The 20,679-nt window shown below is 67.8% G+C and carries 23 protein-coding genes; 3 read left to right on the top strand and 20 right to left on the bottom strand.

The window, feature by feature from the left end:
- Nucleotides 1-43 precede the first annotated feature (43 nt).
- A complete protein-coding gene (locus OXM58_20450) occupies nt 44-1,474 on the top strand; it encodes an AMP-binding protein (protein ID MDE0150735.1) in 1,431 nt (476 codons plus the stop codon).
- A gap of 15 nt (nt 1,475-1,489) precedes the next feature.
- On the opposite strand, the gene OXM58_20445 is transcribed toward OXM58_20450, so the two are convergent.
- The 20 genes from OXM58_20445 to OXM58_20350 form a co-directional block, all read right to left on the bottom strand.
- Entirely contained in the window at nt 1,490-1,753 is a 264-nt protein-coding gene (locus OXM58_20445) for an AbrB/MazE/SpoVT family DNA-binding domain-containing protein (GenBank protein MDE0150734.1), read from the bottom strand.
- Nucleotides 1,750-2,289, bottom strand: a complete 540-nt coding sequence (locus tag OXM58_20440) for a VOC family protein (protein MDE0150733.1) — start codon at nt 2,287-2,289, stop codon at nt 1,750-1,752. Before OXM58_20440 ends, OXM58_20445 begins: the two co-directional genes overlap by 4 nt.
- A gap of 115 nt (nt 2,290-2,404) precedes the next feature.
- Nucleotides 2,405-2,785 carry a phosphoribosyl-AMP cyclohydrolase gene (hisI, locus tag OXM58_20435; protein MDE0150732.1) on the bottom strand — a complete coding sequence of 127 codons (381 nt, stop codon included), beginning with the start codon at nt 2,783-2,785 and terminating at the stop codon, nt 2,405-2,407.
- Between the two features lie 148 nt (nt 2,786-2,933).
- Nucleotides 2,934-4,850: an ATP-dependent zinc metalloprotease FtsH gene (gene ftsH, locus OXM58_20430; GenBank protein ID MDE0150731.1), complete on the bottom strand. Its 1,917-nt coding sequence runs from the start codon at nt 4,848-4,850 to the stop codon at nt 2,934-2,936.
- An 86-nt stretch (nt 4,851-4,936) separates the two neighbouring features.
- Entirely contained in the window at nt 4,937-6,088 is a 1,152-nt protein-coding gene (tilS, locus tag OXM58_20425) for a tRNA lysidine(34) synthetase TilS (GenBank protein MDE0150730.1), read from the bottom strand.
- Nucleotides 6,072-6,968 carry a tol-pal system protein YbgF gene (gene ybgF / locus OXM58_20420; protein ID MDE0150729.1) on the bottom strand — a complete coding sequence of 299 codons (897 nt, stop codon included), beginning with the start codon at nt 6,966-6,968 and terminating at the stop codon, nt 6,072-6,074. The genes tilS and ybgF overlap by 17 nt, the downstream gene beginning before the upstream one ends.
- Before the next feature lie 38 nt (nt 6,969-7,006).
- The gene (gene pal, locus OXM58_20415; GenBank protein ID MDE0150728.1) at nt 7,007-7,513 is read right to left on the bottom strand and encodes a peptidoglycan-associated lipoprotein Pal; all 507 of its coding nucleotides are present in this window, start codon (nt 7,511-7,513) and stop codon (nt 7,007-7,009) included.
- A gap of 157 nt (nt 7,514-7,670) precedes the next feature.
- Nucleotides 7,671-9,002 (bottom strand): Tol-Pal system beta propeller repeat protein TolB, encoded by a 1,332-nt coding sequence (gene tolB, locus OXM58_20410; protein MDE0150727.1) that lies wholly within the window; start codon nt 9,000-9,002, stop codon nt 7,671-7,673.
- 2 nt (nt 9,003-9,004) lie between these two features.
- Nucleotides 9,005-10,219 (bottom strand): hypothetical protein, encoded by a 1,215-nt coding sequence (locus OXM58_20405; GenBank protein ID MDE0150726.1) that lies wholly within the window; start codon nt 10,217-10,219, stop codon nt 9,005-9,007.
- 13 nt (nt 10,220-10,232) lie between these two features.
- The gene (tolR, locus tag OXM58_20400) at nt 10,233-10,661 is read right to left on the bottom strand and encodes a protein TolR (protein ID MDE0150725.1); all 429 of its coding nucleotides are present in this window, start codon (nt 10,659-10,661) and stop codon (nt 10,233-10,235) included.
- 2 nt (nt 10,662-10,663) lie between these two features.
- Complete coding sequence (tolQ, locus tag OXM58_20395; protein ID MDE0150724.1) at nt 10,664-11,329, bottom strand: protein TolQ; 666 nt, start codon at nt 11,327-11,329, stop codon at nt 10,664-10,666.
- A 237-nt stretch (nt 11,330-11,566) separates the two neighbouring features.
- Entirely contained in the window at nt 11,567-12,148 is a 582-nt protein-coding gene (gene ybgC, locus OXM58_20390; GenBank protein MDE0150723.1) for a tol-pal system-associated acyl-CoA thioesterase, read from the bottom strand.
- Complete coding sequence (ruvB, locus tag OXM58_20385) at nt 12,141-13,193, bottom strand: Holliday junction branch migration DNA helicase RuvB (GenBank protein ID MDE0150722.1); 1,053 nt, start codon at nt 13,191-13,193, stop codon at nt 12,141-12,143. Before ruvB ends, ybgC begins: the two co-directional genes overlap by 8 nt.
- 10 nt (nt 13,194-13,203) lie before the next feature.
- On the bottom strand, nt 13,204-13,827 hold the full coding sequence (gene ruvA, locus OXM58_20380) for a Holliday junction branch migration protein RuvA (GenBank protein MDE0150721.1): 624 nt from the start codon (nt 13,825-13,827) through the stop codon (nt 13,204-13,206).
- The gene (ruvC, locus tag OXM58_20375) at nt 13,824-14,360 is read right to left on the bottom strand and encodes a crossover junction endodeoxyribonuclease RuvC (protein ID MDE0150720.1); all 537 of its coding nucleotides are present in this window, start codon (nt 14,358-14,360) and stop codon (nt 13,824-13,826) included. Before ruvC ends, ruvA begins: the two co-directional genes overlap by 4 nt.
- A gap of 5 nt (nt 14,361-14,365) precedes the next feature.
- Nucleotides 14,366-15,112 carry a YebC/PmpR family DNA-binding transcriptional regulator gene (locus tag OXM58_20370; protein MDE0150719.1) on the bottom strand — a complete coding sequence of 249 codons (747 nt, stop codon included), beginning with the start codon at nt 15,110-15,112 and terminating at the stop codon, nt 14,366-14,368.
- A gap of 134 nt (nt 15,113-15,246) precedes the next feature.
- Nucleotides 15,247-16,071 carry a TIGR00282 family metallophosphoesterase gene (locus OXM58_20365; GenBank protein ID MDE0150718.1) on the bottom strand — a complete coding sequence of 275 codons (825 nt, stop codon included), beginning with the start codon at nt 16,069-16,071 and terminating at the stop codon, nt 15,247-15,249.
- 24 nt (nt 16,072-16,095) lie between these two features.
- Nucleotides 16,096-16,671, bottom strand: coding sequence for a 5-formyltetrahydrofolate cyclo-ligase (locus tag OXM58_20360; protein ID MDE0150717.1), 576 nt, complete (start codon nt 16,669-16,671; stop codon nt 16,096-16,098).
- 5 nt (nt 16,672-16,676) lie between these two features.
- Nucleotides 16,677-17,012 (bottom strand): cell division protein ZapA, encoded by a 336-nt coding sequence (locus OXM58_20355; GenBank protein ID MDE0150716.1) that lies wholly within the window; start codon nt 17,010-17,012, stop codon nt 16,677-16,679.
- Nucleotides 17,009-17,269: a hypothetical protein gene (locus OXM58_20350; protein ID MDE0150715.1), complete on the bottom strand. Its 261-nt coding sequence runs from the start codon at nt 17,267-17,269 to the stop codon at nt 17,009-17,011. Before OXM58_20350 ends, OXM58_20355 begins: the two co-directional genes overlap by 4 nt.
- A gap of 330 nt (nt 17,270-17,599) precedes the next feature.
- Here OXM58_20350 and tkt point away from each other — a divergent pair, with 330 nt between their 5' ends.
- On the top strand, nt 17,600-19,600 hold the full coding sequence (tkt, locus tag OXM58_20345; protein MDE0150714.1) for a transketolase: 2,001 nt from the start codon (nt 17,600-17,602) through the stop codon (nt 19,598-19,600).
- Between the two features lie 35 nt (nt 19,601-19,635).
- Nucleotides 19,636-20,643, top strand: a complete 1,008-nt coding sequence (gene gap / locus OXM58_20340) for a type I glyceraldehyde-3-phosphate dehydrogenase (GenBank protein ID MDE0150713.1) — start codon at nt 19,636-19,638, stop codon at nt 20,641-20,643.
- Nucleotides 20,644-20,679: the final 36 nt, after the last annotated feature.

The following is a 20,679-nucleotide window of genomic DNA, read 5'->3' as shown; positions in this document are numbered from 1 at the left end:
GTTACGCGTATTTTCGGCCGGTCTCCAGCAAGCCACGAAGACCATGACCGACGACCGCGCTGCCGCCACCCGCCGCGCCTATATGGCAGTCCTCGAACACTATCGCCGGGACTTCGCCGCGCCGGGCTCGGCGGACTATTGGTCGCCGAGCCTGGAGACCGCGTCGCGCGACGAAATCCGGGCCATCCAGAACGCCAAGCTGGAGAAGCTGTCGCCCTTTCTCTACGAGAACAGCGCCTTCTACCGCCGCCGGTTCGACGCCGCCGGCATGATCCCGGACGATATCCGCACGGTCGACGACCTGCCGAAATGGCGCCCGGTCGACAAGAAGGAGATGGTCGCCGACATGGCGGCCCATCCGCCCTGGGGCACCTACACCACCCATGACGACGCAATCTGGAACGATCGCGGCTGGACGATTTTTCCGACCTCGGGCTCGACCGGCACGCCGCGGGTCTTCCGCTATTCGAAGACCGACCTGGAATACTGGAAATGGGCGAACAGCCGGGCGCTGTGGTCGCTCGGCGCCCGGCCGGGCGAAAAGGTATTCCTGGTGGTCGGCTTTGGTCCGCATGTCTGGGGCTGGGGCGTGCTGCACGCGCTCGCCCATATGGGCGTGCCCTGCATTCCGGGCGGCGGGCTGACGGCGGAACTGCGCTGCAACTTCATCCTGCGCTACCGGCCGACCATGCTGGCGACCCTGCCGTCGCAACTTCTACGCCTGGGCCACGTCATGCGCGGCCTGGGCCACGATCCGGCGCAAACGTCCGTGACGCGGCTGTTTACGGGCGGTGAGCCGGCGGCCGGCATCGCGGCGACCCGCCGGCGGCTGGAGGAGATGTGGGGCGCCGAGGTGGTGGAATTCTACGGCTGCACCGAGGCTTCGCCCCATTCCGGCGGCTTCTCCTGCAGCCATCCGGTGCGCGACGACGGCACGGTCCAGACCCACCTGATGGAGGATATCCAGGTCTGGGAGCTGTGCGATCCGGACAAGGATATGGCGGTCGTGCCGGAGGGCGGGCGCGGCATCACCGTCTGCACCAACATGAACTCGGAAAGCTCCAGCCACCTGCGCTTCGTCGTCGGCGACTATACCCGCTTCGATACCGCGCCCTGCGCCTGCGGCCGGACCCATGTCCGCGCGCTCGGCGGCTTCCAGGGCCGGGCCGACGACCTGATCGTCCTGCGCGGCATCAAGTTCTATCCCAGCGTCGTGGAGGAGGGCGTGCGCGCCGTCGACGGGGTGGGGGACGAATATATGGTCCGCCTCGACACCACCGCCGAGGGCATCGACTTCATGCGCATCGAGGTGGAACATGCCGACCATGCCAGCCCGGATGGCGTCATCGCCGCCGTGCGCAACGCCGTGACCAGCCGGATCGAGGTGCGCGTCGACGTGGATGTGGTGCCGCCCGATACCTTCCCCAAGACCGAGATGAAGGCGAAGCGGGTCGAGGACCGGCGGGGGAAGTAAGGCTGGCCGCCGACTTTACCGCGCCGCACCCTCGGCAGTTGCGCACTCCATATCTTCCAGCGATACCGGCGGGCCGTCGTGCTTCAGCGCCCCGAACAGCCGTGCGACCGGGCGGACCGGCAGGAGCCGGACTTGGTTATTTTCCAGGATGAAATAGCGGACCCGGTCCCCGGGCCCGATGCCGAGCGCCTCTCGAACGGACTTGGGCAGAGTCGTTCGTCCGCTCGAATCGATCGCCGATTCGATGCAACTTTCGTCGATACCGGTGCGGTTCGTCACCGCGCCGCCTTCCAGGCGTTCCATTTCGCCAGGTTGGCGCGCGCTTCCGACGCTTCCTGCACCAGAACGGCGCGCTCCGCTTCGTTCTCCGCTGCGAATTCCAGAACGTAGCCGTTCGGGTCGCTGAAATAGATCGAGCTGCAGATGCCGTGGTCGATCGGGCCTTTGACCGCTATGCCGTTATCGCCCAGCCGGGTCTTCCACGCCGCAAGGTCCTCGTGACCGTTCACCCGCATGGCGAGATGCAGGTCGAAGCCCCATTTCTGGGCGAAGGTGGTCTCGTCGGCCGGCGTATCGGGCAGTTCGAAGAAGGCGATATAGTTCGGTTCGTCCGCCTTGTGGCTGCCGATATCGAAGAAGATGTGCAGGTATTTGAGCGGATTGCCGGTCGACGGCTCTTCCTCGATTTCCAGCGCCAGGGTCATCGGGAAGCCCAGCTTGTCCTCGTAGAAGGCGCGGGTCTCCTCGGCGTCGCGGCAGCGGTAGGCGGTATGGTGAACGCCGAAGACCGGCGGGCTGGCGTCTGCTGTCGTCATCGTTTCGCTCCCTTTACAGCGCCATCATCGCCATGCCGTCCCGCAATGTAAACCGGACGGGCCGGCCGGACGGGTTGGCTTTCGGCAGTTGCCGTCCGGTCAGGCGCCTGTCCTGTCAGGCGCCTGTCCGGACCGGTTCGGAGAGCGTTGCAATGCCCTCGGGGCGAACCGCCCGGTAGAAGCAGTTGGGGCGGTTCGTGTGGCAGGCCGGACCGGTCTGGTCGACCAGCAGCAGGACGGTGTCGCCGTCGCAGTCGTAGCGGAAGTCGATCAGCCGCTGGACATGGCCCGAGGTCTCGCCCTTGCGCCACAGGCTGCGGCGCGAGCGCGACCAGTAGCACACGCGCCGGGTCGCCAGCGTTTCGCGCACGGCGTCGGCGTTCATCCACGCCATCATCAGCACCTCGCCGCTGTCGTGCTGCTGTGCGATGCACGGGATCAGCCCGTCCGCGTTGAACTGCATCTCGGCCAGCGCGCGGTCGATCAAGGAGTCCACGGTTGCCTCGCTTCCTGTTGCAGGCGCTGTCGGGAAAGTCTTTTCGCCGTTTGTAACGCGATCCGGCCGCTTCGGCGGTCGCTCTGCACTCGGCCCGAAATTCGTCGAGAGAACCGAATGGCCGGCCTCCGGCAGAAGGCCGGCGACATCAGGTCTGCGGTTCCGGCTCCATACCGCCGCCGGGGCCGCCTTCGGGTTCCGGCCGGCTGCTGGTCGGCACGCTGGTCCGGCGGGGCCGGCCGGCTTCGCGGGCCGCTTGGGCCTCTTCGCTCTCGTCCGGCCGGACGATCTTCTCGCCCCTCAGGAGCTGGTCGATCTCCACGGCGTTCAGGGTCTCGAATTCCAGCAGGGCGTTCGCCAGGGAGTGCAGCTGGTCGATATACTCGGTCAGGATCTCGCGTGCCGTGGCTTCGCCTTCCTCGACCAGCCGGCGGACCTCGTTGTCGATCGTTTCGGCGGTCTTGTCGGAGACGTTCTTGTGCTGGGTCACGGAATGGCCGAGGAAGACCTCCTCCTGGTTATCCTCGTAGCGCAGCGGCCCCAGCTTGTCGGAGAAGCCGAACTCGGTGACCATCTTGCGCGCCAGGTTGGTCGCCTGCTGGATATCGTTGGTCGCGCCGGTCGTGACCGCGTCCTTGCCGTAGATAAGCTCCTCGGCGATCCGGCCGCCGAAGGTCATCGCGATCTTCGCCTTCAATTCGCGCTCGGCATAGGCGTACTTGTCCCGTTCGGGCAGCGACATGGTCACGCCGAGGGCGCGGCCGCGCGGGATGATCGTCACCTTGTGCAGCGGGTCGTGATATTCTTGGTGCACGGCGATCAGGGCATGGCCGGCCTCGTGATAGGCGGTCATTTCCTTCTCTTCCTCGGTCATCACCATGGAGCGGCGTTCGGCGCCCATGAGGACCTTGTCCTTGGCCTCCTCCAACTCCAGCATGCCGACGACCCGCTTGTTCTTGCGCGCGGCGAGCAGCGCCGCCTCGTTCACCAGATTGGCGAGATCGGCGCCGGAGAAGCCCGGCGTGCCGCGGGCGATTACCGAGGCGTTGACATCCGGTCCGAGCGGAATGCGCCGCATGTGGACCTTCAGGATCTTCTCGCGCCCGGCGATGTCCGGATTGGGCACCACGACCTGCCGGTCGAACCGGCCCGGACGCAGCAGGGCCGGGTCCAGCACGTCCGGCCGGTTCGTGGCGGCGATCAGGATGACGCCTTCGTTGGCCTCGAAGCCGTCCATTTCGACAAGCAGCTGGTTGAGCGTCTGCTCGCGCTCGTCGTTGCCGCCGCCGAGACCTGCGCCACGATGGCGGCCGACGGCGTCGATTTCGTCGATGAAGACCAGACAGGGCGCATTCTTCTTGCCCTGCTCGAACATGTCGCGCACCCGGCTGGCGCCGACGCCGACGAACATCTCGACGAAATCAGAGCCCGAAATGGTGAAGAAGGGCACGTTGGCCTCGCCGGCGATCGCCCGGGCGAGCAGCGTCTTGCCGGTGCCCGGCGGGCCGACCAGCAGCACGCCTTTGGGAATCTTGCCGCCCAGGCGCTGAAATTTCTGCGGATCGCGCAGGAACTCGACAATCTCCTCGACTTCCTGCTTCGCCTCTTCGATGCCGGCAACGTCCTCGAACGTGACCCGGCCGGTGCGCTCGGTCAGCAGGCGCGCGCGCGACTTGCCGAAGCCCATGGCCCGGCCGGTCCCCGACTGCATCTGCCGCATGAAGAAGATCCACACGGCGATGATCAGGATGATCGGCAGCCAGGACACGAAGATGGAGAGCAGCGGATGCATCTCCTTGTCCTTCGGCTCGGCCCGGACGCCGACCTTCTTGTCGATCAGCCGCTCGACCAGCTTCGGGTCCGCCGGACTGGTCACTTCGAAGGTCCGGCCGCTGCGCAGGACGCCCTTGATCTTCTCGCCCTGGATTACGACCTCCCGGACATTGCCGCCATCCACCTGGCCGATGAATTCGGAATAAGACATCTCGCTCGCCGCGTTCCGGTTGGAACCGCCCTGAAACAGGTTGAACAGGGCGATCAGCAACACGCCGATCACCAGCCACATGGCGAGATTTCTGCCGAAATTATTCACGAAGCCACGCCTTTCGAAGATTGGGGCTTGTGACGGGCGCGCATCCGACGGCGGACCGTTTATTCAAGATAAGGGAATGTGGGATCGAGTCCAGCAGACGCAACCGGCGGAAACGGCGCATCGGCAGCGCCCGGCGCCGTCGCCGGGACGGCGGGCTCGAACGCTGCAGGCGCCAGGGCAGGGCGGTCCGTCCTCTCGCCGTGGCGCGCACCGTCCTTCGACCGCCCGGGTTCGGGGGCCAGTATCGCCCGGCCGCCTTCCAGCCGGACGGCGCATCCCCCGATCGTTCTGCGGCCGAGCCGGGCCTCGCCGCACAGCCAGCGCACATGGCCGGCCAGCCGTTCCGTCCGCGGCGGCGCCGGCGCGTTGCCGGTCCAGTGGATCAGGGCGGCGACGGCGGCGGCGGCGATTTCCGGCTCGGCCTGCCGCAACGCCGTGCGGTCGAGCACGGCCTGCTGGTTGTCCGGAAAGACCGAGGCCGCGAGCAATTCGGCCACCCGGCGATCGAAACATTGCCGCGCCCTTCCGGCGGCTACCGCCCGCGCCGCCAGCTCCGGGCCTTCGCGGCCGCGATCCAGTCGTTCGCGCAGGCGGACGCGGCGGAAACGCCGGTCCCGGTTCGACGGATCGTCGATCCAGGCGACGTTCCGGGCTTCCAGGGTCGCCGTTAGCCGGCCGCGCGGTACGACAAGCAGGGGTCGCAGGATCCGGCATGCCGGAAGCTCGCGCACGGCGGCCATGCCGGCCATGCCCTGCACGCCCGTGTTGCGCGTCAGGTTGGCAAGCACGGTTTCCGCCTGGTCGTTGCGTTGATGCGCCATCAGCAGGTGCAGCACGCCGGCGCTCCGGCACCAGTCTTCCATCAAGGTGTATCGCGCGGCGCGCGCCCAGGCCTGAAGGTTCTTCCGCGGCCGGCCCGATGCTTTCAGGATGACGGCGGCAATGCCCGACCGGTCGAGCGTCTCGTGCGTCCGGGCCGCTTCGCCGGCGGAGCCACGGCGCAGGCCGTGATCGACGATCAGGCCGGTGATGCGCCCGTTGTTGGCGGCGGCCCAGTCATGTGCCAGGAGGCCGAGGGCGAGGCTGTCGCGGCCGCCGGAAATGGCGACGGCAAGATGCGGTGCGGGTTCGAACGGGCCCAGCTGCCCGATCAGGCGAGCAAATTCCGCAGCCCCGACCGGGTTAGGGACCGGGTCAGACCCGGCAGCCAAGCTTCTTCCGTTCCTGGGCCGCCTTGCGTTTGACATAGCTCGGCGCAGACGGATAGCGGCGCTTCAACTCGGCCCAGCTCGCGCAGGCTTCCTTGGTCTTCTTGAGATGCGCCATGGACATTCCGAGTTTCAACAGATTGTCCGGCGCCTTGGGGTGCTTGGGAAATTTCTTGAAACCGTCAGCGAAGCGGATGGCCGCCAGCCGGTAATTCTGTTGCGCGTAATATGTTTCGCCCAGCCAGTAGTAGGCGTTTCCGGCGAACCGGCCCTTGGGATGGCGGCGCAGGAATTCCTGGAACGCTTCGGCGGCCCGGTCGTAGCGCGCCTGCCGCAATTCGCCGATGGCAAACCTGTATTGCTCGATCTCCTTGCCGGGCGGCAGGATGGATGGCGCCGAAGCCACCGCCGGCTCCTTCCTGGCGCTGTCCGCACCTGTGCCGTCTTGCCCTGCGCTGTCCTGCTTGAGACCGGCAACGTCCGCAGGCGCCGGTTTCGAGCGTTCTGCGTCCGCTTTCACGCCGCCTCGCTTTTCCAGCCGGCCGAGGCGGAAATCGGTGTCGGTCTCGAACGTCTTGCGCTCCTTCTCCAGCTTTTCAACGCGATGGATCAGGTCCTCGACTCTGTCGGTGAGGCTCTGGATCGTCCGTTCCATCTGGTTCAGCCGGTTCTGGAACCGGGTCGCCAGGGACGAGGGGATGTCCCGGTCGCCACCCCGCAGCGCGTTGAAGTCCCGCTCGAGGCGGCGGAGCCGAAATCTCAGATCGTCGACGTCGGCGCGCGACACCTGCGCCTGCGCCACCGGCAGGGAAGGGCCCACGGCCGAGCCGAGGCCGACCAAAAGGGCGATCGCCGCCCGGCAGGCGCCTTGCCTCGCCGTCATTGCCGCAGCGCCTTTCGCTTCGGCTTCTGCCGGGGACGCTATGCCCCGCCGGTGCTGGGCCGGGCGACGCCGCGCCGGTTCTGCTGAAAGGCGCTTTCGTCGTCACCCGCGACCGCCGGCCGTTCCTTGCCGTAGGAGACGGTGCGGATGCGCCCGGCACTCACGCCCAGGGCGATCAGCATGTCGCGAATGGCGGTCGCCCGTTTGGCACCCAGGCCCAGATTGTATTCCCGCGTGCCGCGCTCGTCGGCGTGTCCCTCGACCAGGATGCTGGCATCGCCATGGGCGCGCAGCCATTCCGACCAGGCCCGGATCGTGGCCTGGGCGCCGTCGTCGAGATCGAAGCGGTCGTAAGCGAAGAAGACGCGGTCGCTGTAACCGTTCCGGGATGGCGCGGTATAATCCTGCCAGCTTCGTCCGGGTCCCGGCCGCGCCAGTTCGGATTCGCTCACCCGGTTGCTCCCGGCGCTGTCCTTGGATTTCGTGCTGCAGCTAACGGACGCGAGGCCGATCGCGAGCACGACCAACGCAAGTCTCAGTTTCATGACGTGATTTCCTCGACCCATCGCGATCCTTGTCCGGTTCGCCGGATCCGGATCGACTCGTTGCGAACATTACTACGTTTCCCTGCGCCGCCAGCAAACCATCGTGGATGCGAATGCGGAGCAATTGACGCACGACAGCGAATGCCGCCGCGCGCAACTAGTTTTTCAGCAGCGGCGACCATGCCGGATCCGAAGCCGAAACAGGCGTCTCGACCAGCCGCTCGTTCCTGCCGGTCAGATCGATCGAATACAACTGCGCCGTCCCGCCACGCTGCTTCTTGTAGTACATCAGCACCCTTCCGTTCGGCGACCAGGTCGGGCCCTCGGTCAGGTAGCCCTGGGCCAGGATGCGCTCCCCTTCGCCGTCCGGCTGCATCACGCCGATGTAGAATACGCCCTCCAGTATCTTGGTGAAGGCGATCAGGTCGCCGCGCGGGGACCACACCGGCGTCGCGTAGCGGCCCGGCCGGTTGCTGATCCTGCGCACGCTGCTGCCGTCGGCGTTCATGACATAGATTTTCTGCCGGCCGCTGCGGTCGGAATCGAAGGCGATCTTGGATCCGTCCGGCGAAAAGGAAGGCGAGGTATCGATGGCCTGGTGGTTCGTCAGCCGCTCGGTGGCGCGCGTCCGCAGGTCCATGGCGAAGATTTCCGCATTGCCGTCGCGCGACATGGACAGGACGATCTTGTTACCGTCGGGCGAGAAGCGCGGCGCGAAGGTCATGCCGTTGAAGTCGCCGACGATCTCGCGCTGCCCGGTATCGATGTCGAGGATGTAGACGCGCGGCTTCTGACCGACAAATTCCAGGTAGGTGATTTCCTGGACCGAGGGCGCGAAACGCGGCGTCAGCACCAGATTTTCGCCGTTCGTCAGGTATCGGTGGTTGGCGCCGTCCTGGTCCATGATCGCCAGGCGCTTGACCCGGCTCAGCACAGGCCCGGATTCGGCGACGTAGACGATCCGCGTATCGAAATAGCCGCTTTCTCCGGTGAGCCGCTGGTAGATGGCGTCGGACATCTTGTGCGCCAGCCGGCGCCAGTTGACCCGGCGCGTCTCGAGGGCCCGACCGACCAGCTGCCGGCCAGTCGAGACGTCCCACAGGCGGAATTCGATCCGGACGTCGCCGTTGGTCCGGTGAAAGACCCTGCCGGTAACCAGCGCGTCGGCGCCGATCCCCTTCCAGTCGTTGAACCGCGGCGCAAGCACCTCTGACCCGTCGCGCTGGACGAAGGCATCCGGATCGATCGCGCGAAACAGGCCCGACCTTTCGAGATTGCCGGTCACGACGCCGGCGATCTGCTCCGCGGTCGTGCGTTCTTCGCCGGCCGAAGCCTGCGGCGCCACGATGGCGATGGGCAGCGGCTCGAAGTTCGGATCGTCGATCCGGATGATCAGTTGGGCGCCGGCCGCGGCCGGCACGATCGCGGCGAGCAGGCCGGCCAGGACCAGCCGGCGGCACAAACGGGATATCGGCGGGTGAAACGGCATGATTACCCCGATTTCAATTTGGACGGGTCGAAGTCGATGGTCAGCACTTTCCATCGGTCGAATTTTTCAGGCGGCAGCCTGAGCGGGCTGCATCTGGGATTGTTGACGGCGCGAAGGCCGGCGTCGGCCGCGGCGCGAAGCTTCGAATTGCCTGCAAGGCGCCCCTGGTCCAGCACCTTCGCATCGCGCACCGAACCGTCGCGGTTGAGCCAGATCCTTATCAGGACGCGCAGCGATCCGGCGTCCTGCGCGCCGGCCGGGAAATTCCAGCACGGCTGGATCTGCCGGCGGACCGCCTCGATTTCCGAAAGGGTCATCGGAAGGCTGCGCGCCGCCGCCTTTACGCCCTCCGGCGTCCGGGCCGCAGTCCGGTCGCGGTCGGATTGCGCCACCGATTTCTTCAGCTTGCCGACGGTTTTGAAAACCGAGTCCAGCGGATCCGTCCTGGCCAGCTGTTTCTTCACCGTCTTTTTCGGCGGCGTCGCCTTTTTTGCAGGGCGCGGCGCCGGCGGGCGCAATCGGGGCAGGGCATCAATCTCCAGTTCTTTGTCCGGTGCGGATTTTTCGGCGGGCTTCGGCGGTTTCCGTTCCGGTTCCTTCTTCGCCTTGGCCACCTTTTGCTCGGGTTTCTTCGGTGCGGTCTTCGGCTTCTCTGGTTGCGGCGCCGGTTTCGCGACGCGCTTTACCGGTTTTGTCGCCGGCTTCTTCTTCGGCTTCGCCACGGGCTTGGGTTTCGGGGGCGCCGGTTTCTTCGCCGGCGCCGGCTTCTTCGGCCGCTCGGGCTGGCGCTGCAGGGCGCGGGGGTCGATCTCGACCCGCTTCGGCGGAGCGGCTTTGGGCCTGGGCGCGGGTTTGGCGATCTTCGGTCGCGCCGGCCGCGGCGGCGTCTTCTTCGGCGGTGCGACAGGTTTCGGCTTCGCTGCAGCCGTCTTGGGCGGCGCGGGTTTCGGCGGTACCGGCTCGACCGGCGGTTTTTCCGCGCTCCGGTCGCGGGCCACCGGCTTCTTCGTGGTTTCGCGCTCGGCGTCCGGCTTGCGCTCGGTCTCCGGTTTCGGTTTTTCGCCCTTGCTGGTCCGTGTGATGTCGGACAGGCGGACGATATCGACAGTTATGTTGCGCGACGCGTTTGCCGGCGGCTTCGTCAGCCAAGGCAGCCCGAGCGCCACGGCGAGCACGACCAGCGTATGCAGGGCGACCGAAATGAGGATGCCGCGCATGGCCGCCCGCCGCCTATTCCTTGCCGTCTTCTGCGACGAGCGCGACTTTCGGGAAGCCGGCGGTCGAAATCGAACTCATGACCTGCATGACCCGGCCGTAGGGCACCGCCTTGTCGCCGCGCACGAAGATCCGGGGATTGTCGCGCACCCGGGCGATCGCGCGCAGCCGCGCGATCAGGGTTGCGGTATCCATTCGCGTTTCCTGCAGGAAGACCGTTCCATCGGCCCGGACGCTGACGATCAGCGGTTTGTCGGGCTTGCCGATCGCGGCAGCCTTGGCCTTGGGCAGGTCGACCGGGACGGCGACCGTCAGAAGGGGCGCCGTCACCATGAAGATGACCAGGAGCACCAGCATCACATCGACGAACGGAGTCACATTGATCTCGGACATCGGCTGGTAGCTGCGGCGTGCGCGCCCGCGCCGGACCGGTGCGGCTGCCATTGTCAGCCTCCGCTGTTGTCGAGTTCGCGCGACACGATCGCGCTGAACTCGCCCGAGAAGCCTTCCAGCCGGTGGGCGTAGCGGTCCAGGTCTCCCGACAGCTTGTTATAGGCCACGACCGCCGGAATCGCCGCCAGCAGCCCGAGCGCCGTTGCGAACAGGGCCTCGGCGATGCCCGGCGCCACCGTCGCCAGGTTGGTGTTCTTCTGGATCGCGATGTCCTGGAACGCGCGCATGATGCCCCAGACGGTGCCGAACAGGCCGACGAAGGGCGCCGTGGCCCCGATCGACGCGAGCGAACCGAGGAAACGCTCCGAGCGGCTCATTTCCCGGGTCAGCGTGACATGCATGACCCGGTCGATCCGGTCGCCCAGGCTTCCGCGCAACGACCGGTTGCCGGACTCGTCGCCGGTCGAGCGTTTCCACTCCCGCATGGCGGCGGCGAATATGGCGGCCATCGGATTGTTCGGCCGGTCGCCGACATCGGCATAGAGTTCGTCGACCGAACCGCCGGCCCAGAACCGGTTCTCGAAGCGGGTCGCCCGGCCGTTGATCCGGTGCAGCAGCATCAGTTTCTCGAAGATGACGGCCCAGGACCAGATCGAGGCGACGACCAGGACGGCGATCACGCCCTTGACGATCCAGTCGGCCCGTTCGATCACGGCCAGAACCGAGAAATCGTCGGACGGCGGCGCGTCCCCGCCGAGGTCCGTCTGCACGACCTTGCGGTCCTGGCCGAGCTTGGCGGCCTCGTCCGTCGCCGCGCCGCCTTCGGGCGCCGTGGCCTGGGCCAACTCCACGAGCCGAGCGCCGGAACCGTCCGTCGCCGGCGCAGCCAGGGAGGTCTGCACCGGATCCAGAATTGCCGTCAGATCGGGAAGGATCGTTAGGTCCATGATCGCACGTCAGTTTGGGTCGGTTGACGGGTCAACCGCAGAAGTGTGGCAATCCTGCGGCGCCCGGGGCTCCGGCGGCGCGCCGCCGCAGCCCGGATCTCCCGCCTCTTCGTCGCTTGACGGCGATGGAACGACACGGGACTGCAACGCCCTGCGGATGTCGATCGGGATGCGTGTCGGCCGGCCTTCCCGGTTCATGACCGCGATCCGCAGACGCAGATCGCACAGCAGCTGGCCGCCGCGCCAGATTCCCTGGCTCATGCGCATGCTGGCGCCCAGCACTTCGGTTACCGTGCTGCGGACTTCGAGAATGTCGTCGAGCCGCGCCGGCGCCAGGTATTCGGCCCGGCACGAGCGCACGGTGAAACCGATGCCCTGCTCGCGCAGCAGGTCGAATTGCTGCCGGCCCGTCCGGCGCAGCAGTTCGGTCCGCGCCCGTTCGGCAAATTTGAGGTAGTTGGCGTAATAGACGATGCCGCCGGCGTCCGTATCCTCATAGTAAACGCGGACCGGAAAAACGTGCACGGGATCTGAGGCGGTCGCCAGGCCGACCGGAAGGTCCGGGTTCGGAACTGCGCCGGCGTCAGTCATCCTGTCCGCCCGCCAGCAGCTCGAACTGATCGGGCGCCGTGGGCGGCGGCGTCATGCCCAGGGCCTTCCACCCGTCCGTCGCCAGCATCCGGCCGCGCGGCGTCCGCTGCACCAGCCCTTCGCGGACCAGATAGGGTTCGATGACATCCTCGATGGCGTCGCGCTGCTCGGAGAGCACGGCGGCGATCGTCTCGACCCCGACCGGGCCGCCGCCGTATTTTTCGGCGATGCAGGCCAGATAGCGATGGTCCATGCGGTCGAGGCCGGCCTTGTCGACATCGAGCCGCGCCAGCGCCGAATCGGCCTCCCCCGCGCCGACCTCGGCGGCGCCGTCGACCGCGGCGAAATCCCGGACCCGCCGCAGCAGCCGCGACGCGATCCGCGGCGTGCCGCGGGAGCGTGCTGCGATTTCCCGCGCCCCGTCCGGCGACAGCCGCAGGTTCAGCAGCGCCGCGGCCCGCGCCACGATCACGGCCAGGTCGTCGACATCGTAGAAATCCAGCCGCAGCGGAATGCCGAAGCGCTCGCGCAACGGCGTGGTGAGCAGGCCGGCCCGGGTCGTGGCGCCGACCAGGGTGAAACGCGGCAGGTCGATCCGCACCGAGCGGGCGGCCGGCCCCTCACCGATCACCAGGTCGAGCTGGTAGTCCTCCATGGCCGGGTAGAGCAGTTCCTCGACCGCCGGATTGAGGCGGTGGATCTCGTCGATAAACAGCACTTCGCGGGGCTGAAGGTTGGTCAGGATCGCCGCCAGGTCGCCGGCGCGCGCGATCACGGGGCCGGAGGTACCCCGGAACCCGACACCCAGTTCGCGCGCCACGATGTGCGCAAGCGTGGTCTTGCCGAGGCCCGGCGGGCCGTGAAACAGGACATGGTCCATCGCCTCCCGGCGCGCGCGCGCCGCCTCGACGAAAACGCGCAGGTTGGCGCGCATGTCCCGCTGGCCGACGAAGTCGTCGAGCCGCACGGGCCGGAGTGACGGGTCGTCGCCTTCTACGGCCGACGAATCGCCGGAAACCATGCGGGTGTCCTGTTCGCTCGCCATCGTGCCCCGCCTATCCGGACAGGTCCTTGAGGGCCAGCGGAATGAGCTGCTCGACGGTCGCGTCGTCCCCTGCATCGCCGGCAGCTCGGCTCACCGCGGCGAAAGCCTCGCTGCGGCCGTAGCCCAGATTGACCAGCGCGGAGACCGCCTCGGCAGTTGCGCCCTGCGGTGCGCCGGTTCCGGCCGGCAGCCGGCCGCCCGCGATTTCGCCGGCCAGCGGATCGCCGCCGATCACGCCGGCCTTGTCCTTGAGTTCGTTGAGGATACGCGCTGCCAGCTTGGGGCCGATGCCTTCGGCCTGGGCGATTGCGGCCCGGTCCTGCGCCGCGATTGCGGTGGCCAATGCGTCCGGCGTCAGGACCGACAGGAGCGCCAGCGCGACCCGCGCGCCCACGCCCTGCACGGTCGTCAGCAGCCGGAACCAGTCCCGCTCCTGCCGCTCGGCGAAGCCGTAGAGATGGATATGGTCTTCGCGGACGTGGGTTTCGATCATCAGACGGACCGAGGATCCGGCCGGCGGCAGCGCATCCAGCGTGCGGGCCGAGGCGAAGACCAGATAGCCGACGCCGCCGACATCGATGACGGCCTCGTCCTTGCCGGCATGATCGACCAGGCCGGTCAGCGAGCCGATCATGGCGCCGCCGCCGCTTCCCGCGCCCGCCAGGACGCCCGCGTCGCCGCGTGATGGGCGTGGCAGATCGCGACGGCCAGGGCGTCGGCCGCGTCGGCGGACTGCGGTCCGGCGGCCGGCAGCAGCATCCCCACCATGGCCTGGATCTGCGCCTTGTCCGCATGGCCGACGCCGACGACGGACTTCTTGACCGCATTGGCCGCATATTCGTGCACGGCGATTCCGGCCTGCGCCGGCGCCAGCATGACCGCGCCGCGGGCCTGGCCGAGCTTCAGGGTGGAGCCCGGGTTCCGGTTGACGAAGATTTCCTCGATCGCCGCCGCGTCCGGCGCCCATGTCTCTATCAGGCCGGCAATTCCGTCATGCAGCATTCTCAGGCGGTCGGCCATGTCCTTCTTCGGGTCCGCGGTCACCGCGCCGCTGGCGACAAAGTGCAGGCGATTGTCGGCCGAATCGATCACGCCCCAGCCGGTCCGGCGCAGGCCGGGGTCCAGCCCGAGGATGCGGATCGCGCCGTGTTTCGGGGGCGCCGTCATGGTCGTTACCCGCCCAGCTTCGCCATTACCTCGTCGGACACGTCGAAATTGGCGGAAACGTTCTGGACGTCGTCATTGTCGTCCAGCGCATCCAGCAGCCTGAACAGGCTGGACGCCTTGCCCTCGTCGACGTCCACGGTGCTTTGCGGTTTCCACGCCAGCGCCGCCGTTTCCGGACTGCCGAAGCGCGCTTCCAGCGCCTCGCGGACGGCGTTCAGATCGTCGGGTTCACAGACGATCTCGTGCATGTCGTCGCCCGAATCGACATCCGAGGCGCCGGCTTCGAGCGCCGCCTCGAACATGTCGTCGTCGCTCGCCGCATCGGCCGGATACTGGATCTGGCCGACCCGATCGAACATGAAGGCCACGCTGTTGGTTTCGCCCAGGTTGCCGCCGAATTTGCTGAAGGCCGTGCGGATGTCGGAAGCTGCGCGGTTGCGGTTGTCGGTCAGGACGTCGACGATCATCGCGACGCCGCCGGGCCCGTAGCCTTCGTAGCGGATTTCCTCGTAGGTATCGGCTTCGCCGCCGCCGCTGCCTTTCTTCACGGCCCGGTCGATATTGTCGTTCGGCATGTTCTGCGCCTTGGCGGCGGCGATCGCGCTGCGCAGGCGGGCATTCATGTCCGGGTCGGCGCCGGCCCGCGCGGCGATCATGATTTCCTTGGCGTGCCGGGCGAAGATTCTGGCGCGCTTCGCATCTTGCGCGCCCTTCCGGTGCATGATGTTCTTGAATTTGGAATGGCCGGCCATGTCGGGTGGCGTTCCTTTCGGATCGAACCGATCGCCAAGCTATATAAAGCCCGTCAATGGCCACGACTATACAACATATTGTGGCTGTTGCGTAGCAATCCTTCCGTTATTCGTGTGGCGAGCGGATTGCCGCGTCAGGCCGCCGCGACCTCCGGAACGGCGTTGGCCAGCCGCGGGCCGACGCGCACAGCCTCGACGCGCGTCGCCAGGCCGGTCGCGTCGTCGGTCTCGACATAGACGGCGCACAAGGTGCCTTCGCCGTCGGCCGGGCCGAGCCGGTCGCCCGGCATCTTGCGCCGGAACCGGTCAATCGGCGCTTCCTTTTTCATGCCAATGACCGAGTCGTAGTCGCCGCACATGCCGATATCGGTGATGTAGGCCGTCCCGCCGTTGAGAATCTGGGCGTCGGCCGTCGGCACATGGGTATGGGTCCCCGCGACCAGCGAGACGCGGCCGTCGAGGAAATGGCCGAAGGACGTCTTCTCGCTCGTCGCTTCGCCGTGCATGTCGACCAGGATGGCGTCGGCTTCCCGTTTCAGCCGATGGGTTGCCAGCGCTTTCTCCGCCGCAGCGAACGGGTCGTCCAGCGGGTCCATGAACAGCCGCGCCATCACCTGGAGGACATAGACCTTCCGCCCGCGGCCGATGTCGATCAGAGCCTCGCCCTTGCCCGGCGTGCCTTGAGGATAGTTGATCGGGCGGATCAGGCGCGGGTCGCTGTCGATATAGCCGATGATGTCGCGCTGGTCCCAGGCATGGTTGCCGAGCAGGATGCAGTCCGCGCCGGCGTCGTAGACCTTGCGGCAGATGTCGGCGGTGATGCCGAAACCGTGGGCCGCGTTCTCGCCGTTGACCGCGACGAAATCGAGGGCGAGCCGGCTCCGGAGGCCGGGCAGATGTTCGATGACCGCATCGCGGCCGGCCCGGCCGACAATGTCGCCGCAATACAACAGTCGCATGAAAGGATCCGTCCGTCGGGAAGATCAGGCCGAGATGTAGATGGCTTCCCGTTCGGTGACAATCCAGTCGAGCCTGGCGTCGTGCGGTTCGGCGGGCACGGCTTCGACTTCCTGCGCCGCAAAGGCCCATCCGACGGCTGTTATCGTGCCTTCGGCGCGCAGCCGGGCGAGCGCCGCGTCGTAGAATCCACCGCCGTAGCCCAGCCGGTAGCCCCGTCGGTCGAACGCGGCGAGCGGCACCAGAAGAAGATCGGGGTCGAACTCCGCCGCCGATGCCGGCGGGGCGGCGATCCCGAGCGCGTCGGTGCTCCCGGCGACGCCGCCCGGCGCCTCCAGGAAGCGGAGCGGTTCGCCCTTGCCCGTCGTATGCGGCAGAACGGTCCGGCAGCCTCTGGCTTCGAGCGCGAGCAGGGCCGGGCGGGGGTCCAGCTCGCCGCGCATCGCCGCATAGCCGGCCACTGTGTTGCCGGGCGCGATGTCGACGGCCTGGAGCAGATGCGCCGCTGCGGCCCCCGCGGCCTCCGGAGCGTCGAGGAGCCCGCGCTGCGCCAGCGCGCAGCGGCGCAGCGCCCGTTTCGCCGCCGCGACGGTTGCGGACAAACGCGTCAGTCTTTCTCGATCGCGCCGGCCAGTGCCTCGATCCTGGCCGCCAGGTCTTCGATGGCGCCTGCGGCCTCGTCCTCCGCCCTTTTCCCGGCGCTCAAGGCATCCGCCTTGTCCTGCGCCGCTTTCAGGGCATCGCGTGCGCCTTTGGCATCGTCGGCGAACAGCAGGCTCGCCATCACGAGCAGCTGTTGATCGCCGATCTGTCCCATCGATTCGACCAGTTCACCGACCCGCGCTTCGACAAGACGGCCCAGGCCGCGCAAATGGTCTTCCTGGCCGTCCTCGCAGGCGACCTTGTAGGGGCGGCGGTTGATCGTCAGCGTCACGTCGCTCATGGGCCGCTCCCGGCGCGTTCGTTGTCGTTGATACCCGCCGCCCGGCGCACGTTGCCGAGGATTGCGTCGACCCGGTCCGCCACGGCTTCACGCTCGGCGACCAGTGCTGCATTCTCGCGTTGCGCCTCTTCCAGGGCATGGATCAGGTCGCTGATGTCGCCGGCGTTCGGTCCGGCGCCCGGTTCCACATTCAGCGCCTCCTTCATTTCGGCGAGGCGTTCGGATTGGGTATTCCGGGCGCGTTCGAGCCGAGCCACCGCGCGCGCCAAACGTTCCTGAGCTTTTTCGATTCGGGACATGGGTGAAGCCAGCAGACTGCGATTGCGAAATGGAGTAGGAGTATTCTTGTTACGTTTCCGGCCGTTACGGGCACCGCCTCACATGTCACAATAGGAAAATCGGACCAGCCGGTCAATCGCCCTTGAGACGGCCCCTGCGACGGGTGCGCGCGGTTGACGATACCGGGCTGCGGCTGCATTGTCGGCCCCGGTTCCGGATGCGGATTTCCGTCTTTCGCCCCAGCCTCGAACGGCCAGGCGGCATTTCTTCGGGCGGCCGGTCCGTCCTCACCGCCCGGTGGCTCGCCCATGTCAGATAGCTCTGTTTCCGTGCCGCACGACCGGATGGCCAACGCCATTCGTGCGCTCGCCATGGATGCGGTACAGGCCGCAAAGAGCGGCCATCCGGGAATGCCGATGGGCATGGCGGACGCGGCGACCGTCCTGTTCACGCAATTCCTGAAATTCGATCCGCGGCGGCCCGACTGGCCGGACCGCGACCGTTTCGTGCTCTCGGCCGGGCACGGCTCGATGCTGCTCTATGCCGTGCTGCATCTGACCGGCTATCCGGACATGACGATGGCGGAGTTACGCAATTTCCGGCAGTTGCACAGCCGCACCGCCGGGCATCCGGAATACGGCGCGGCGCCGGGCATCGAGACGACGACCGGGCCGCTCGGACAGGGGCTGGCCAACGCCGTCGGCATGGCGCTGGCCGAACGCATGATGAATGCACGCTTCGGCGACAATCTGGTCGATCACCGGACCTGGGCGGTCGCCGGCGACGGCTGCCTGATGGAGGGCATTTCGCAGGAGGCGATCACGCTGGCCGGCCATCTCGGGCTCGGCCGGCTGATCGTCCTGTTCGACGACAACGAAATTTCCATCGACGGGCCGACCGGCCTCGCGACATCCGACGACCAGGCCGGGCGCTTCGAGGCCTGCGGCTGGCACGTCCAGACGGTCGACGGGCACGATCCCGCTGCGCTGGCCGCCGCCATGCAGGCGGCCTGCGAAGATAGCCGGCCCTCGATGATCGCCTGCAGGACGGTAATCGGCTACGGCGCGCCGACCAAGGCCGGCACGGCGGCGACCCACGGCGCGCCCCTCGGCGACGAAGAAATCGCCGGGGCCCGCGAGCGGCTCGACTGGCGCCATCCGCCGTTCGAAATTCCCGCCGAGGTTGCGGAAGCATGGCGGACGGCCGGCGCCCGCGGTGCGGCCAACGCCGACGCTTGGGAAGCGCGGCTGGCCGCGGCCGATGAGAGGGTCCGCGCGGCGTTCCGGCGGGTGGCGGACGGTGCGCTGCCCGCGGGCCTCGGCGATGCCGTCAACGCGCTCAAGCAGCAGTTTGCCGCCGAGGCGCCGAAGATGGCGACGCGCCAGGCGTCCGGCAAAGTCCTGGACCGGCTCACGCAGGCCGTCCCCGAGCTGGCCGGCGGTTCGGCCGACCTCACGGGGTCCAACAACACCCGCACCGCTATGCACAGCGACATCGCCGCGGGCGATTTCTCGGGCGGCTATATCCGCTACGGCGTCCGCGAACACGGCATGGCGGCGGCGATGAACGGCATGGCGCTGCACGGCGGGCTGATTCCCTATGGCGGCACTTTCCTCGTCTTCACCGACTATGCCCGGCCGGCGATCCGCCTGTCGGCCCTGATGGAGCAGCGGGTGATCTATGTGATGACCCACGACAGCATCGGGCTCGGCGAGGACGGGCCGACCCATCAGCCGGTCGAGCATCTGGCCGCCCTGCGCGCCATGCCCAACCTCAACGTCTTCCGCCCGTGCGACGCCGTCGAGGTGGCGGAATGCTGGGAACTGGCGCTCCAGGCGCGCGAGACCCCCTCCGTCCTGGCGCTGACCCGGCAGGGCCTGCCGACCCTGCGCACCGATCACCGGGCAGAGAACGCCTGCGCGCGCGGGGCGTATGTCATTGCCGGGTCCGGCGGGGACCGGCAGGCGACCCTGCTCGCCTCCGGCTCCGAGGTTTCGATCGCCGTCGAGGCGCAGGCGCTGCTGAAAGGGGAGGGCATCGAAGCCGCCGTGGTGTCCTTGCCGTGCTGGGAGTTGTTCGAGCGCCAGCCCGACGACTATCGCGCCGCCGTGCTGGGCGATGCGCCCCGGATCGCCTGCGAGGCGGCGTCCGGCTTCGGCTGGACACGCTGGACCGGAGAGGACGGCAGCTTTGTCGGGATGGGGAGCTTCGGCGCCTCCGCCCCGGCGCCCCGGCTCTACGAGCATTTCGGCATCACGGCCGCGGCGCTTGCCGAAGCGGCCAGGACGGTTGTCGCCGGCCGGGACTGAGCCGGCCGTTCGGACGGAAGCAGACAGGAGAAACCATGGCTGTAAGGGTTGCCATCAACGGCTTCGGCCGGATCGGCCGGCTGGTCTACCGGGCGGCGCTGGAGTCCGGGCGGACGGATGTCGCGTTCGTCGCGATCAACGATCTCGGGCCGGTCGCGACCAGCGCCCACCTGCTGCAATACGATTCGGTGCACGGTACCCTGCCCGGGCGGATCGAGACCGGCGAGGACTGGATGGACGCCGGGCGCGGCCGGGTGAAGGTCCTGTCCGAGCGCGACCCGGCCCGGCTGCCCTGGGGCGACCTCGATATCGATGTTGTGATGGAATGCACCGGCCTGTTCGCCAGCCGGGAAAGGGCGGGCGCCCATCTGGCCGCCGGGGCGAAGAAGGTCCTGGTCTCGGCGCCGGCCAGCGGCGCGGACCTGACGGTGGTCTACGGCGTCAACGACGACCGGCTGGAGGCCGGCCATACCGTCGTCTCGAACGCCTCCTGCACCACCAACTGCCTGGCGCCGGTCGCCCATGTGCTGCACGGCGCCATCGGCATCGAGCGCGGCTTCATGACGACGATCCACGCCTTCACCGGCGATCAGCCGTCGGTCGATACCCTGCACAAGGACCTGCGCCGGGCCCGGGCGTCGGCGGTCTCGATGATCCCGACCTCGACCGGCGCGGCCCGCGCGGTCGGCCTCGTCCTGCCGGAGCTGAACGGCAAGCTGGACGGCACATCGATCCGCGTGCCGACGCCGAACGTCTCGCTGATCGACTTCACCTTCACCGCGCCGCGCGACACCACGGTGGAGGAGGTCAACGGCGCCGTCGTCGCGGCCGCGGAAGGACCGCTCGCCGGCGTGCTGGCGACCAGCGAGGCGCCGCTGGTCTCCGCCGACTTCAACCACAACCCGGCCAGCTCGACCTTCGACCTGACCCAGACCCAGGTGATCGAGGGCCGGTTCGTCCGCGTGCTCAGCTGGTACGACAACGAGTGGGGCTTCTCCAACCGCATGAGCGACACCGCCGCGAAGATGGGCGCGTTGGGGTAGGCAAAGCGCCACGCCGCAGGGCTCCTTGGTCCGAGT

Source organism: Rhodospirillaceae bacterium (assembly GCA_028819475.1).
Taxonomy (GTDB): domain Bacteria; phylum Pseudomonadota; class Alphaproteobacteria; order Bin65; family Bin65; genus Bin65.
The sequence above is the reverse complement of the archived record's forward strand: the minus strand, read 5'-3'. Positions and strand labels throughout refer to the sequence as shown.

Coding starts and splice junctions, on each gene's coding strand:
- OXM58_20355 (MDE0150716.1), bottom strand. CDS start 17,012: ATGAGCGACGTGACGCTGACGATCAACCGCCGCCCCTACAAGGTCGCC.
- ruvA (MDE0150721.1), bottom strand. CDS start 13,827: ATGATCGGCTCGCTGACCGGCCTGGTCGATCATGCCGGCAAGGACGAG.
- pal (MDE0150728.1), bottom strand. CDS start 7,513: ATGAAACTGAGACTTGCGTTGGTCGTGCTCGCGATCGGCCTCGCGTCC.
- ybgF (MDE0150729.1), bottom strand. CDS start 6,968: ATGACGGCGAGGCAAGGCGCCTGCCGGGCGGCGATCGCCCTTTTGGTC.
- OXM58_20405 (MDE0150726.1), bottom strand. CDS start 10,219: ATGCGCGGCATCCTCATTTCGGTCGCCCTGCATACGCTGGTCGTGCTC.
- OXM58_20365 (MDE0150718.1), bottom strand. CDS start 16,071: ATGCGACTGTTGTATTGCGGCGACATTGTCGGCCGGGCCGGCCGCGAT.
- OXM58_20440 (MDE0150733.1), bottom strand. CDS start 2,289: ATGACGACAGCAGACGCCAGCCCGCCGGTCTTCGGCGTTCACCATACC.
- OXM58_20450 (MDE0150735.1), top strand. CDS start 44: ATGACCGACGACCGCGCTGCCGCCACCCGCCGCGCCTATATGGCAGTC.
- ftsH (MDE0150731.1), bottom strand. CDS start 4,850: ATGTGGCTGGTGATCGGCGTGTTGCTGATCGCCCTGTTCAACCTGTTT.
- tolB (MDE0150727.1), bottom strand. CDS start 9,002: ATGCCGTTTCACCCGCCGATATCCCGTTTGTGCCGCCGGCTGGTCCTG.
- ruvB (MDE0150722.1), bottom strand. CDS start 13,193: ATGGCGAGCGAACAGGACACCCGCATGGTTTCCGGCGATTCGTCGGCC.
- tkt (MDE0150714.1), top strand. CDS start 17,600: ATGTCAGATAGCTCTGTTTCCGTGCCGCACGACCGGATGGCCAACGCC.
- gap (MDE0150713.1), top strand. CDS start 19,636: ATGGCTGTAAGGGTTGCCATCAACGGCTTCGGCCGGATCGGCCGGCTG.
- ybgC (MDE0150723.1), bottom strand. CDS start 12,148: ATGACTGACGCCGGCGCAGTTCCGAACCCGGACCTTCCGGTCGGCCTG.
- OXM58_20370 (MDE0150719.1), bottom strand. CDS start 15,112: ATGGCCGGCCATTCCAAATTCAAGAACATCATGCACCGGAAGGGCGCG.
- tolR (MDE0150725.1), bottom strand. CDS start 10,661: ATGGCAGCCGCACCGGTCCGGCGCGGGCGCGCACGCCGCAGCTACCAG.
- ruvC (MDE0150720.1), bottom strand. CDS start 14,360: ATGACGGCGCCCCCGAAACACGGCGCGATCCGCATCCTCGGGCTGGAC.